14 protein-coding genes are annotated in these 13,501 nt (G+C 41.1%); 11 read left to right on the plus strand and 3 right to left on the minus strand.

The window, feature by feature from the left end; all coding sequences use genetic code 11:
* The first annotated feature begins 14 nt into the window (after positions 1-14).
* The 3 genes from ACOAOT_RS07985 (at position 15) to larA (ending at position 3,987) form a co-directional block, all read left to right on the plus strand.
* Complete coding sequence (locus ACOAOT_RS07985; RefSeq protein WP_420216495.1) at positions 15-1,208, plus strand: electron transfer flavoprotein subunit alpha; 1,194 nt, start codon at positions 15-17, stop codon at positions 1,206-1,208.
* Between the two features lie 73 nt (positions 1,209-1,281).
* Complete coding sequence (locus ACOAOT_RS07990; RefSeq protein WP_420216496.1) at positions 1,282-2,679, plus strand: FAD-binding oxidoreductase; 1,398 nt, start codon at positions 1,282-1,284, stop codon at positions 2,677-2,679.
* Between the two features lie 33 nt (positions 2,680-2,712).
* Complete coding sequence (gene larA, locus ACOAOT_RS07995; RefSeq protein WP_420216497.1) at positions 2,713-3,987, plus strand: nickel-dependent lactate racemase; 1,275 nt, start codon at positions 2,713-2,715, stop codon at positions 3,985-3,987.
* 65 nt (positions 3,988-4,052) lie between these two features.
* Here larA and ACOAOT_RS08000 read toward each other — a convergent pair whose 3' ends face one another.
* Positions 4,053-5,312: a hypothetical protein gene (locus ACOAOT_RS08000; protein WP_420216498.1), complete on the minus strand. Its 1,260-nt coding sequence runs from the start codon at positions 5,310-5,312 to the stop codon at positions 4,053-4,055.
* 233 nt (positions 5,313-5,545) lie between these two features.
* On the opposite strand from ACOAOT_RS08000, the gene ACOAOT_RS08005 reads away from it, so the two are divergent.
* On the plus strand, positions 5,546-7,000 hold the full coding sequence (locus ACOAOT_RS08005; RefSeq protein ID WP_420216499.1) for an NADP-dependent glyceraldehyde-3-phosphate dehydrogenase: 1,455 nt from the start codon (positions 5,546-5,548) through the stop codon (positions 6,998-7,000).
* 68 nt (positions 7,001-7,068) lie between these two features.
* Here the strand turns inward: ACOAOT_RS08005 and ACOAOT_RS08010 are convergent, their stop codons facing one another.
* Positions 7,069-7,533 (minus strand): cupin domain-containing protein, encoded by a 465-nt coding sequence (locus ACOAOT_RS08010; RefSeq protein ID WP_420216500.1) that lies wholly within the window; start codon positions 7,531-7,533, stop codon positions 7,069-7,071.
* A 211-nt stretch (positions 7,534-7,744) separates the two neighbouring features.
* Between ACOAOT_RS08010 and ACOAOT_RS08015 the strand changes: the two genes are divergently transcribed.
* Both ACOAOT_RS08015 and ACOAOT_RS08020 read left to right on the plus strand, forming a co-directional pair.
* Positions 7,745-8,608: a response regulator gene (locus ACOAOT_RS08015; RefSeq protein ID WP_420216501.1), complete on the plus strand. Its 864-nt coding sequence runs from the start codon at positions 7,745-7,747 to the stop codon at positions 8,606-8,608.
* Positions 8,599-9,057, plus strand: a complete 459-nt coding sequence (locus tag ACOAOT_RS08020; protein WP_420216502.1) for a chemotaxis protein CheX — start codon at positions 8,599-8,601, stop codon at positions 9,055-9,057. The genes ACOAOT_RS08015 and ACOAOT_RS08020 overlap by 10 nt, the downstream gene beginning before the upstream one ends.
* Positions 9,058-9,110: 53 nt before the next feature.
* Here ACOAOT_RS08020 and ACOAOT_RS08025 read toward each other — a convergent pair whose 3' ends face one another.
* The gene (locus ACOAOT_RS08025) at positions 9,111-10,790 is read right to left on the minus strand and encodes a S8 family peptidase (RefSeq protein WP_420216503.1); all 1,680 of its coding nucleotides are present in this window, start codon (positions 10,788-10,790) and stop codon (positions 9,111-9,113) included.
* A gap of 186 nt (positions 10,791-10,976) precedes the next feature.
* Here ACOAOT_RS08025 and ACOAOT_RS08030 point away from each other — a divergent pair, with 186 nt between their 5' ends.
* The 5 genes from ACOAOT_RS08030 (at position 10,977) to ACOAOT_RS08050 (ending at position 13,466) form a co-directional block, all read left to right on the plus strand.
* A complete protein-coding gene (locus ACOAOT_RS08030; protein ID WP_420216504.1) occupies positions 10,977-11,540 on the plus strand; it encodes a PadR family transcriptional regulator in 564 nt (187 codons plus the stop codon).
* Positions 11,518-12,171: a class I SAM-dependent methyltransferase gene (locus tag ACOAOT_RS08035; RefSeq protein ID WP_420216505.1), complete on the plus strand. Its 654-nt coding sequence runs from the start codon at positions 11,518-11,520 to the stop codon at positions 12,169-12,171. Before ACOAOT_RS08030 ends, ACOAOT_RS08035 begins: the two co-directional genes overlap by 23 nt.
* Positions 12,172-12,276: 105 nt before the next feature.
* Positions 12,277-12,858: a TetR/AcrR family transcriptional regulator gene (locus tag ACOAOT_RS08040; RefSeq protein ID WP_420216506.1), complete on the plus strand. Its 582-nt coding sequence runs from the start codon at positions 12,277-12,279 to the stop codon at positions 12,856-12,858.
* Between the two features lie 14 nt (positions 12,859-12,872).
* Complete coding sequence (locus tag ACOAOT_RS08045; RefSeq protein ID WP_420216507.1) at positions 12,873-13,124, plus strand: zinc ribbon domain-containing protein; 252 nt, start codon at positions 12,873-12,875, stop codon at positions 13,122-13,124.
* Between the two features lie 33 nt (positions 13,125-13,157).
* Positions 13,158-13,466 (plus strand): carboxymuconolactone decarboxylase family protein, encoded by a 309-nt coding sequence (locus ACOAOT_RS08050; RefSeq protein WP_420216508.1) that lies wholly within the window; start codon positions 13,158-13,160, stop codon positions 13,464-13,466.
* Positions 13,467-13,501: the final 35 nt, after the last annotated feature.

A 13,501-nucleotide genomic window follows, 5' to 3' on the forward strand; every position in this document is an offset into this window, starting at 1 on the left:
AGGGTGGGGATTTTATGGGCAAGTTAATATGTAACCAGGAGAATGTGAATGAGTCAAATATTGAAGAATTATTAAAAGTCTGTCCTTTTGGAGCAATAGAATACACAGATGGAAAAGTGCAGGTGAATGCAGGCTGTAAGATGTGTAAGATATGTGTGAAAAAGGGTCCGGCAGGGGTAATGGAATTTATTGAAACAGAGACAAAAAAGGTTGATAAGAGCCTGTGGAGAGGGATTGCCGTCTATGTTGATCATGTAGAAGGAACCATTCATCCGGTGACAATGGAGCTGATCGGAAAAGCCAGAGAGCTTGCTTCAATAGTTGATTTTCCAGTGTATTGCGTTTTTATCGGCCACAATATAAAAAAGAAAGCAGAAGAGCTGCTGCATTACGGTGTGGATGAAGTCTTTGTATACGATAACAAAGAATTAAAGGATTTCAGAATCGAAACTTACACGGCAGCCATGGAAGACTTTATAAATAAAGTAAAACCATCTTCCATACTGGTGGGGGCCACCACCACGGGAAGATCTCTTGCTCCCAGAGTAGCTACCAGATTCAGAACCGGATTAACGGCTGACTGCACCATACTTGAAATGAAGGAAAACACAGATCTTGTTCAGATCAGACCGGCCTTTGGCGGCAATATTATGGCTCAGATTATATGCCCCAATACAAGACCCCAGATGGCAACGGTAAGATATAAGATTATGAATGCACCAGAAAGACAGAGGGATCCAAAGGGAACAATAACGGTATGTGAATTGGAACCGGAAAAATTAAAATCCCAGATAGAGGTTTTAAAGGTTACAAAGAAAAAAGTTGAAGAAAACATATCTGATGCAGAGGTAATCGTTGCAGTAGGCAGAGCTATAAAATCCGAAAAAGACATGGCGATGGTGCAGGATCTGGCAGATCTTCTCCATGCCCAGATTGCTGGAACAAGACCTCTTGTGGAGGCTGGGCTGATTCCGGCAAAGAAGCAGATTGGTCTTTCCGGAAGAACGGTGAAGCCAAAGCTGATCATTGCCCTGGGAATATCCGGTGCCGTTCAGTTTGTGGCTGGAATGAATCACTCAGATCGTATTTTTGCTATCAATAAAGACGAAAACGCCTCGATCTTTCATACAGCACATTATGGAATCGTGGGAGATATTTATGAAATCGTTCCCCAGCTTGTGAAAGAATTAAAGTGTACAGGAGCGTAGTTAACAATTATTACATAGAATGCGGGTCGATTTGCTGATAGAAAAATTACGAATCAAGGAGGGAATAAATGTGATGGATTATAAAAAAATTGATACCGGAGACGTGGAATATCTGGTGACTCTGCTAGGCAGGGACAGAGTATTTACCGATGAAGAAATTAATGATGATTTCAGCCATGATGAAATGGGCGGAATAAGCCGGAAGCCAGATGTCCTGGTGGATGTTCTTACAACAGAAGAAGTATCAAAGATTATGAAATATGCCTATGACCACAGGATTCCTGTTGTAGCCAGAGGTTCAGGTACTGGTTTAGTGGGAGCATCTGTTCCTGTTTACGGCGGAATTATGATTAATATGTCTAAGATGAACCGGATACTGGAAATCGATGAAGAAAATCTCACACTGACTCTGGAACCAGGGGTCTTATTAATGGAAATAAGTGAATTTGTTGAAGAACATGATTTATTCTATCCGCCAGATCCAGGTGAAAAATCAGCGACGATTGCCGGTAACATCAATACCAACGCAGGAGGCATGAGAGCGGTTAAATATGGAGTTACCAGAGATTACGTCAGAGGGCTGGAGGTTGTTCTTCCAAACGGGGAAATCCTTGAAATCGGTGGCAAGGTGGTAAAAAACTCCTCTGGCTATAGCATAAAAGACTTAATATGCGGGTCAGAAGGAACCCTCGGAATTGTAACAAAGGCCATTTTAAAACTGCTTCCTCTGCCTAAAAAGGCGATATCACTGTTAATTCCATTTCCCAGCCTGGATATGGCAATCAGTACGGTTCCGGAAATCGTGAAATCAAAAGCCGCTCCCACTGCCATAGAATTTATGCAGAGAGAGGTAATTCTGGCTGCTGAGGAATACTTAGGAAAGAAATTCCCTGATAATTCTTCCGATGCATATCTCTTACTGACATTTGACGGAAATACCAGGGAGGAAATCGAACGGGCATATGAAAAAGTGGCGGATATCTGCCTGAAGGAAGGTGCCTGCGATGTATTTATCGTTGATACAGATGAGAGAAAGGACTCTGTCTGGTCTGCAAGAGGAGCATTTTTGGAAGCTGTGAAAGCATCGACCACAGATATGGATGAATGTGACGTAGTAGTTCCCAGGAATAAAGTTGCTGAATTTATTAAATATACCCACGAACTTCAAGACAGATTTCAAGTAAGAATCAGAAGTTTTGGTCATGCAGGGGATGGGAATCTTCATGTATATGTATTAAAGGATGAGCTTTCAGAGGAAGCCTGGAAAAAGAAACTTTCAGAAGTATTTGAAGCCATGTACAGTAAATCAAGGGAGCTAAGCGGTCTGGTTTCCGGAGAACATGGAATTGGTTTTGCCAAGAAAGCATATATGCTGGAGCAGTACAGTCAGGAATATGTAGAACTGATGAAGAATATAAAACTGGCATTTGATTCCAGAAATATTTTAAACCCGGGGAAGATTTTTCAGTAATTCAATCTGATAAAAAGATCGTGAGGGAATCTTATGGCTAAAATAAAAATTCCGTATTCAAACAGATTTTTAGAGGTTGAAATTCCAGATCATAATCTGGTTGGAATATTAGAATCAAAAGCCCATACTTTTCACGCCTGTGGCAGTCAGGAGGAGATCGTAAACAGGGCTTTGGATCACCCAATCGGAAGTGCCACCTTGGAAGAACTGGTTCAGGGCAGAAAAAACATGGTGATTATAACCAGCGATCATACAAGACCCGTACCAAGTAAAGTGACAATGCCCATCCTTCTTAAACGGATCAGAAAGGTCAACCCTGATATTGACATTAAAATATTAATTGCTACCGGATTTCACAGGCCTGATACGATGGAAGAACTGATTCATAAGTTTGGAAAGGAAATAGCAGACCATGAAGTGATCATCAATCATTTATCAGAAGATGAAAACAGCGTAGTGAGAGTGGGAACTCTACCTTCCGGCGGAGAGCTTTGGCTTAATAAGCTGGCAATGGAAACGGAGTTATTGATTTCAGAAGGATTTATAGAGCCTCATTTTTTTGCGGGATTTTCCGGAGGAAGAAAGAGCGTACTTCCAGGCGTGGCATCGGCGAAAACCGTAATGGCAAACCATTGCTCTGAATTTATAGCAAGCGAGTACGCCAGGACCGGAGTCATTCATAACAATCCCATTCATAATGATATGCTTTATGCAGCCAGAAAGGCAAAGCTTGCTTTTATACTGAATGTTGTCATTGACAGTGAAAAAAATATTATTAATGCCTTCGCAGGAGACAGCGAGCTGGCACATGCAGAGGGCTGCAAATTTGTTATGGATCTGGCTTCCGTCAAGGCTGTAAAAGCAGATATCGCCATAACCTCCAATGGAGGATATCCTCTTGACCAGAATGTATATCAGTCTGTGAAAGGAATGACGGCAGCAGAAGCTGTGTGCAAAGAGGGCGGGGTTATTATTATGGTCTCTGCCTGCAATGACGGGCATGGAGGGAAATCCTTCTATGAAAACATGGCAAATGCAAAGAGTCCGGATGAAGTTCTTAACCGTGTGATGAAGACCGGAAGAACAGAAACAATACCGGATCAATGGGAGTTCCAGATACTTGCACGGATACTTAAAAAGCATACAGTCATTCTGGTTTCCGATCTATGTGATCCGGAAATGATTAAAAAAATGCATATGCAGCATGCATATACATTTGAGGAAGCACTTAAGAGGGCTTTCGAAATAAAAGGGTCAGATGCTGACATAACAGTCATACCCGATGGGGTGGGAGTAGTAGTGAAATAAATCAGGGAAAGGAGTTCTCATTGGAGAGCTCCTTTCCCTGATTGACGTTCATAACAATTATGTAGTTACCGTTCCTGCTGGCTTGACGAAACCGGATTATCACAGTACTTCTCCATCACAGCGGCGTACCTGCCCCAATCAAAATCATTGTAAAAATATTTGCCGTCAACGATTTTGAAATCGTTGCCCCCATAAGAAGTCCATGAAATTTCATTAGGAGGGGGATTACTGAGTGTTAACTCGCTGAATATTTCCTCTCCGGTTAATAAATCCACTATGCGTATATTTAAGCTTAAAAGATATACAGCAAAATTTGTGTTACCAGTGTAAGTGGCATAATACTTCCCATCCGTATATTCTTCGTAAACTGCAAAACGCGCATCCACCGGATTGATAACAGGAACTAAAACATCAGACTCTCTTGCGTATGTATAAGCATCATATACGGATTCATTAATGTTTTTGTCACCTTTCCCATACTTATCAATCCACTCCCAGTAGGTAAGATCCACGATACGAATATAGCCACCATCCCATGAGCCTGCAGGTGGAAACTCCTTCATCAGCTGTTCTGCTTCGTTCAGTGAAAAAACATGGACCGGACTATCGTTATGTTTTATATACCTGATTTGTTCAATGTCGATGGCATTTATAAATCGATTTTGAATGTCTTCGTCTGCATTTTTATAGGCGGTTTTAATCTCATTTGAGAAATATTCCAGAAATTTAGGATCTATTTTCTTTAATAAACCAGGGCTTGTTTTTTCATAGTAAAACCAGATGCCCTCGCTTGTCGCAGGCTCGTCCAGATCTCCTCCTAAAATATTTTTCCCGCATTCAGCCAAAACCTCCTTAAGCCCTGAGTGTTCCTCTGGAATATCAGAGTCTGGCAAGAGAAGCATAAGCCAAAGCACTTCATCATCTTCAAACCACACTGTTTCTGATTTCGTGTTATACTGGCTATCACGCGGCCAATCGTTATAATATGGATTTTCAGGAGCAGCTTTGGACCGCAGCCCCTCTGCAATAAAGTCAAAATTTCCAAGCTTAATAAGCAGTTCCACATTCTTTCGTGTATCTCTGTCAGGGAAATCGTGGTCTGATAGATAGTATTTCCATAAAATTCTCAAATTCTCTTCCATAGAATTTTTCTCTTTCAGTAACTTAAAGTTATTATCATAACCTACTGCATGGTGAGAATCAATTAAAACTAAATAATCCTCCCTGCGCTTTTGAATTTCCTCTTCGCTCAGTGACGTTCCACAACTGGATAACATAATGGTAATAGTAATTGCAAATAATAAAAATATCACACTGCGTTTCATCTCATTTCACCCCGTATATAGAAATATTGTACGCCTAATATAAAAGTATCCGGCGTTTAAATATTAATTGTATCATATATATTGCTGTTAGCATATAATTAATAAAAAATTTATTGCATTAGGAACTAATGTTCAGTATACTGTTAGCATATAAAATCATTGGTATTTGATTTTATATTTTTGGTATATTATAGTCAGATGGTAACTATAAAGAAATGAGAGGAGAGAATCATATGGCTGGATTATGCAATGAGAATCTTATATATAACAATTTAATTAATGGGCAGTGGACAGAATCTGCATCAGGAGATGTCATTACCATAACATCACCTGCGGATGGTTCTTTCGTGGGTAAGATACAGGCGATCAGTAAGGAAGAGGTGGATGAAATAATCCGGTATTCCAAAGCCGGTCAATCCCAGTGGGGCACTGTACCCATATACGAAAAAGCAGCAATTCTTTATAAGGCTGCAGCGCTTTTGGAAGAACGGACAGAAGAAATATCAGATATCCTCATGATGGAGATTGCAAAAGATAAGAAATCTTCCGTATCAGAAGTCAAACGAACTGTGGATTTTTTACGTTTTACTGCAGATGCTGGGAAAAGTCTGGAAGGAATTGCAGTGAGCGGTGAGAATTTTCCAGGGGGCTCACGAAATAAAATGTCCTATATAAAGAGAATTCCCCTTGGTACCGTATTGGCAATATCCCCCTTTAACTATCCAATTAATTTATCGGCCTCTAAGATAGCACCTGCATTAATGGGAGGCAACGCAGTCATATTGAAACCGGCAACACAGGGCGCCATCAGTGCACTTCACCTTGTAAAGGCATTGCAGGATGCAGGACTTCCGGCAGGGGTGATACAGACAGTAACCGGAAAAGGAAGTGAGATCGGCGATTACATTGTAACCCACCAGGGAATTGATTTTATTAATTTTACAGGCAGCACAGAGGTGGGCAGGCACATATCCCAAATCTCCTGTATGACGCCCTTGCTTCTGGAACTTGGTGGCAAGGATGCGGCTCTTGTACTGGAAGATGCAGATTTGGAGTATGCTGCAGATAATATTGTGGAAGGCGCATTTTCCTATTCCGGACAGCGCTGTACAGCGGTGAAACGAATTATTACAACAGATAAAGTAGCAGACCAGTTAGTCACCATGTTGAAATCAAGAATTGATAAATTATCCGTAGGAGATCCCAGAAATTCTGCAGTTGTTACACCCTTAATTGATCAGAAAGCTGCGGATTTTGCAGTGTTTTTAACTCAGGATGCCATCGACAAAGGGGCTGAACTGATTGTGGGTAATAAGAGAGAGGGGAACCTGGTTTATCCTACCTTGTTAGATAAGGTGACAGTGGATATGGAAATCGCATGGAAAGAACCATTTTCGCCGATTCTGCCTATTATCCGGGTAAAGAATATGGATGAAGCAGTGGAAATCGCCAACCGTTCCGAGTATGGTTTACAATCTTCTGTATTCACAAAAGACATCAATAAGGCCTTTCTCATTGCTGAGAAATTAGAAGTGGGAACGGTACAGATTAATAACAAGACAGAACGAGGACCAGATCATTTTCCGTTCCTGGGAGTAAAGGCTTCCGGTATGGGAACTCAGGGGGTAAGATATTCCATAGAAGCAATGACAAGACCAAAAGCAGTTACTATTAACGTCACACAATAATTCCAAAATACTGCAGCCTGCCTGGTTCAACCGGGCAGGCTGTAATTTTATGTCTCATAAGAACCGGATCAGCTTTCTTCGTTTTGAATGCTGTCGGCCTTGGTTGGATGTACGGTGCCCCATTCATAGTGAGGAGGAGCATAAACAGAAGTCATTCTAAGGGGCTGGTTTCCAATATTAACAATATTATGCCAGATGCCTGCAGGAACAAATATGCTGTAATTGTCAAATACCAGGTATTGGGAATCCATGGAAAGCTTTGAAGTTCCAAGCTGAACCAGGCCCAGGCCTTCCTCCACTCTTAAAAACTGATCAAGATCTGAATGGACCTCCAGTCCCACTGTCCCTTTCACTGGGATGTTCATTAGTGTGACCTGAAGATGGTCTCCAGTCCACAATGTAGTGCGAAAATTGTCATTTTGTCTGGCTGCTTTCTGCATGTCAATAATAAATGGATTTGGTCCGAAATCCGAAGGAAATTCCGGCAGATTCGTCATTTCAGAATCGAATTCCGTCTTGTCATTTTCAAACATAGCATCATTCACCGATATAATTGTTTCTATTATTATATGAGCTGAAAAATATGAGTGATACCATTTTTGGTGATATTTGGAAAAAATATGACTTAATAAACGAACCTTTGTAATCGGACAAGTAAACCTTTTGACAAAATACGCCATTATATGATATTGTTGTATAATACAAAAGGTAATAATCATTATTAATTACAGGAGGCTTTATTCTATGGCGGGTACAAAAGTTGTTATAGTTGATGATTCTCCCTTCTCTATCGCGTTTATCAAAGGAATTCTTGTTAGAAACGGTCTTGAAGTAGTTGGAGAAGCAGGGACACTGGAAGAAGTAAAACAGGTGATACAGGAAACAAAGCCTCAGCTTGTGACGATGGATATGACACTGCCTGGAACCGATGGATTGGAGTGCACCCGTGCAATTCATGAAATTGACAGAAACATAAAAGTTATTGTTATCAGTTCCATGATGGATGATGAAATTGTGAAAGAAGCAAAAGAAAACAAGGTTTCAGCTTATGTCCAGAAACCAATTGATGAAGACGAGCTGATGACTGCGGTAAACCGTGTTATGTCATCGGAAGAGCTGTTTCGTTTTTTATCAAGTGAGTATATTAAGATTTTTAAAGAAGCACTTCTTGACGGAACAAACAAACTTACAAAGTCGCTGATCCAGTATAAGGAAGAGCATGTCTGCAGCCAGGAATTCCAGTCAGAAGGTCTGGCAGTGATCGTAGGTATTATCGGTAAGTTTTCCGGAAGAATGCTGATTGATGTAAAGATGGAAACAGCTTATAAGCTGACAGCTTCCATTATGAAAAGAGAGGCTACCGGCATTGATGAGGTACTTGCAGTACTTGGAGAGTTTACCAACATAGTATCAGGAAACGCCTGTTCTATTATAAACAGAATGAATAAGGCTTATGGACTCCGGGTGGCACCACCGACAATCATGCATGGTGAAAGTATCCATATTACTGCTCCTGGATATACAACAACAAACATACTGGCAGATTCCGATTTTGGTGAAATCTTTTTAAATATTGGTTTTCAAAGGGGTGATGATCAGTGGATGTAAAATACATAAATCCTTTTATTGAAGCATTTCTATCCGTTATGCCACAGCTGGGATTTGAAAAAGTTGAAAAAACCAATTTAAGCCTGAAAGATAGCAATCTGACTTATACCGGAGTCATTATGACAGTTGGTATTGTAGGAGAGATAAAAGGAAATGTTGTCTATTATCTTGATCTGGAAAGTGCAAAAAAAGTAGCATCTACGATGATGATGGGTATGCCAGTAGACGATTTTAATGAAATGGCACAGAGTGCAATTTCAGAACTGGCCAATATGCTTACAGCGAACGCTGCTACATTTTTCTCCAACATTGGTATTACAGTAGATATTTCAACTCCTACGCTGCTCTATGGAGATCAGGTTTCCGTAAAGATGAATTCCAATCAGATACTCTGTATTCAGCTGCTGGCAGATGATATTCCAATCGATATTAATATTGCATTTTCATAAAGTGATTTATAAGACCTGTGAAATAGGAGCAATCCAGATTCACAGGTCTTTTTCTATGAGGTAAAAGTAGAGATCTGTTCAAAAAAATGATGCATGTCTATTCTGCCATATCCCCATATGTTATTTGGATAAAAGTAAGCGTTATCGCGTTTTGCGCAGCGTATTATCATACGGTTTGCCTTCACCCCTGTGATTGGGGTATGGTTGCCTCTGATAAATCCCCATTCCATTATCATTGCAGCAGCTCCAGCTGCATGAGCTGCGGCAGCACCGGTGCCAGTTAGCGTACCGTACCGGTTTTCCGGCAGAGCGCAGGGGATTTTAAAACCAGGAGCAGAAACATCTGGAACAATCTCGCCAAACCGGGAGAATCCTCTGCCGGATTCTTCCAGAATACAGTTATCAAGCTGATTATAAGCCGTTACTGTCAGGGGAACACGTGCATCACCTGGAGATGTAATGGTTGTATTTGGATTCGATTGATAAAAGTAGGTATCAGCAGTAATAAGGTTTCCCGATGGAAGCCAGCAGTGGAAGGAGAAGGGTTCATTTCCTTCGCTTTTAACCCTGCAGTGCCATATTCCGGGTAACGGATTGTTGAAACGAACCAGAATCATCTGATCTCCTGTAGAACCTTCCAGAATAATATTATTAATGAAGACGGAACTCTGTCCCTGTAACAGACTGAACGTCTGACAGGTATTAATAGACGTATAGTGACTGCTTACTATTTCACAATCAGGAGAGTAAAGTTCAAGGGTGATCCGCCCCGCTGGAAATGGCCAGATTTCCATGGAGAACATTCGGTCCTCCATTCCAACTTTTAGATCAAAGCTGCTGTAAAAGGGTGGTGTATGAGAATAACAATAATAATGCCGCTTAAGGGCCGCTTCGTTGCCTGCTGCAATGACAGTACCAATACGTGGCTGTCTGGTCAGCTGGTCTAAATAAGAACCAAGAGGGCCGCGCCCATCATGTCCCCCCTGGCTGCTGCCCATGCAGATACAAAGAATCAGAGGTCGGTTTAACTGTTCCGCCACACCCAGAAGATACCGGATACCAAGCATAATATCAGATTCCTGATAGCACAGGGAGTGTGTGGGAATGAAATAAATCTGCTTTAAATTATCTTTTGCTTCTTTTAATTTTACAACAGCCAGCTTACTCTCCGGAACAATTCCCACGAAGGAATTCTTCTCATCACGGCTTCCTGATATAATACTGGAAATGGCAGTGCCATGGCCGACGGTATCAACTTCAGGGACAATATTTAATGGAAGAGGAGATTTCAAAGCAGTGTTAATATGATTTTTCGTATATTCAGAGCCAAACGCAAAACCAGACGGAGGCTTACCAGTCTGGTCAGTCTGGTCCCAGATTGAAAGTATTCGTGTTGTTCCATCGTGATTTTGAAAAGCAGGGTGGGAATAATCAATGCCTGTATCTATGATACCAATAACAATTCCAAGCCCCATATAATTGGAAAGAAGCTGGTCAGCAACGGCGGCACTGTCGGGAGGATCTGAGGATATGGTGGAAGTCAGTGTAAAAATGGAAGGAAAATTTTCGTATGGATGTAAGCCTAAATCGCAGGCCTGCATATTTTTTTTTGCCAGATGAAGCAGAGAATAATCACTGTTTAATTTTGTGACATTTTCTGAAAGGTCATTAGAAGGGATCAGGGAGTTGCTGATGATAAAGTCATAATAATCATTATCCAGTATTTTGTTCATGACAAGCCTGCCTTTCTATATACAGTATATAACCATTTTATGCCAATGGAGTGACCAAATACCTAACAAATGGCGGAATAGGGAAAAAACAAAAAAATAGGTAAAAACAGCATTGACAATTAGTCAGTACTGAGTATAATGAGAATTATAAATAGTCAGTACTGACTATAAAAGGAGCGAATTTATATGATACCATTGTATATACTTGGAATATTACTGCGCTTTGGACCGCAGCATGGCTACCAGATTAAAAAGATCATGGAAGAGCAGCTTGAGGATTTTACCAGGATCAAATTACCGAATGTGTATTACCATCTTGAGAAGATGGAAGCTTCTGGTATTTTAACAGCCATAAGAGATAAGCAAAGTACCAGACCTGAAAAAACTGTTTACTTTGTGGGAGAGAGCGGGGCAGAAAAATTTAAGGAGTTGCTAAAGCAGACTCTGGATATGAATTACCGTCCGGTTTTTGACGCTGACGCCGCATTCTATTTTTCTGAATATCTGACTGCATCTGACTTTTTACAGAGTCTGAATCTTCATATGAGCAAGTTGAAAAAGGTGATTATGGGAATTGAAGATCACAGAACAGAGATGGAAAAAGTAATACCGGAAGAAATGAAGATTTATGCTGATATTATATTTAATCACCATCTGATGCATTACAAGGCTGAGCTAAGCTGGGCCGAAGAATCCATAGAGGCGATGAGGAAGAAAGGAGCAGGTTATGACAGCAGCAAGAATAATTGAAACCAATGAGGGGATCCAGAGTGAAGTGGCAGCAGAGATATTCGATAAGTTTGCAAAGCTCATGAGGGATAAGGGCTGGAATGGAGTGGCTGAGATGATAGCTTCCGGAATAAATGGGGGAGATATACTGGAAATAGGCCCCGGCCCTGGTTACGTTGGCCTGGAGCTGGCGAAACAGGTAAATCCCAGAACATTTACTGGCTGCGAGATTAGCCCTGCCATGATTCGTATTGCAGAGAAAAATGCCAGGGAATATGGAATTTCAGCTCGTTATGTACAGGGCAATGGAATGAATATGCCTTTTGAGGATGCCGCATTTGATGGCGTAGTATCCAATGGATCCCTTCATGAGTGGGAAAATCCGGTTCAGGTTTTTAACGAGATCTACCGTGTTCTGCGCATAGGCGGAAGATATTGCATCACAGATATGAGACGGGATATCGGTTTTTTAAAAAAATATATAATTTATTTCAGTACAAAGCCCAAAGAGATAAGACCAGGATTTCTTTCTTCGCTGTATGCATCTTATACTCAGGAAGAGATGCAGAAACTTCTTAACAGCAGCAAGCTTAAAGGGGGAGTAGTGGTAAAGGATTTTATGGGGTTAAGTATAACCGGTGAGAAGCGCTAGCCGGTTCTTTTCAGATGACAGAATTATTTTTACTATAAAAATATTGACAAGATAGAAAAAAAAGATTATATTGAGTATACACTCAATGAATTGGTGGTCATTAATATGAAATCAAAAAGACAGATACAAAAAGAAAGTACCAGGCAGAAAATTATTGATACGGCATACCGGATCTATGCAACGGAAGGTTTCTCCGCTTCAACAGCGAGAATTGCCAAAGAGGCCGGGGTCTCACATGGAACCGTTTTTGCCCATTTCCAGTCTCTGAATGATTTGCTGGAGTGCATCATAGGTGAGTTTCAGATCAGCCTTGCTGCTGAATTTCACGATATGGGAGAAACCAGTGCCAGTGTCAGTGATTTTCTGGATGCACATTTAAAGGTTCTCATCGATCATGAGGAGTTTTATCTGCGCCTGATTACGGAGAGAAGCCTTTTGCCAGAAGAGGTACAGTATATGTATGCGGATAATCAGTCTACGATTGCCCATCATTTCAATCTCCTGTTATCAAGGGAGATGAAGAATGGAACTGTAAAAGAGGTTCCAGTCCATATGCTTTTTAATAACTGGCTTGGCATGATCCATTATTATTTATGGAATAAGGATTTCTTTTCCCCGGACGAACCAGTTTTAGCCCGCTATGCAGGAGAATTGAAACACACATTTATAAGTCTGATTACGAAATAGAGGAGGAGAGCGATATGAAGGTATGCATTGCCTGCGGTATGCCTATGGAAAAGAAATCGGATTTTCCACAGGGCGACGAGCAGAAAGAATACTGTGTCTATTGTGCCAGACCTGACGGAACCATGCGGTCTTTTAAAGAGGCGAAAGCCGGTATGACAAAGTTTATTATGGAAACACAGGGGTTTGATGAGTCAGCAGCAGAAAAAATTGCAGTGAGCAGTATGAAGAAGCTGCCCGCCTGGAAGAATGAGTTTTCTAAAGAATAAACAGAGGTACACAAAAAAGAGAGGAGTAAACGTATGCAGGTAAGTAATGCATTTTCAGTATTTGCACAGGAGGTACCGGAGGTTCAGAACCCATGGATGGAGATGATCCACAAGCTGGATTCAGTGAGCAGCCTTGATAAAAAAACAGAGGAACTTGCATATATAGCCGTTATGGCTGTTATGAGGCTGGAGAGCGGTTTGCCTTTCCACGTTCAGATGGCAAAAGCCCATGGAGCCACAAGAGAGGAAATAATCAGCAGCATTCTGGTGGGGCTGCCTGCAGCGGGTAATGTAGTAATTCAGGCGCTGCCCGTTGCACTGGAAGCGTATGATAAAGAATAGAGGATAGAAAAGAGAAGGGAGAAAGCCATGATTTT

The organism is Lacrimispora struthionigena (assembly GCF_048627165.1).
Classification (GTDB): domain Bacteria; phylum Bacillota; class Clostridia; order Lachnospirales; family Lachnospiraceae; genus Lacrimispora.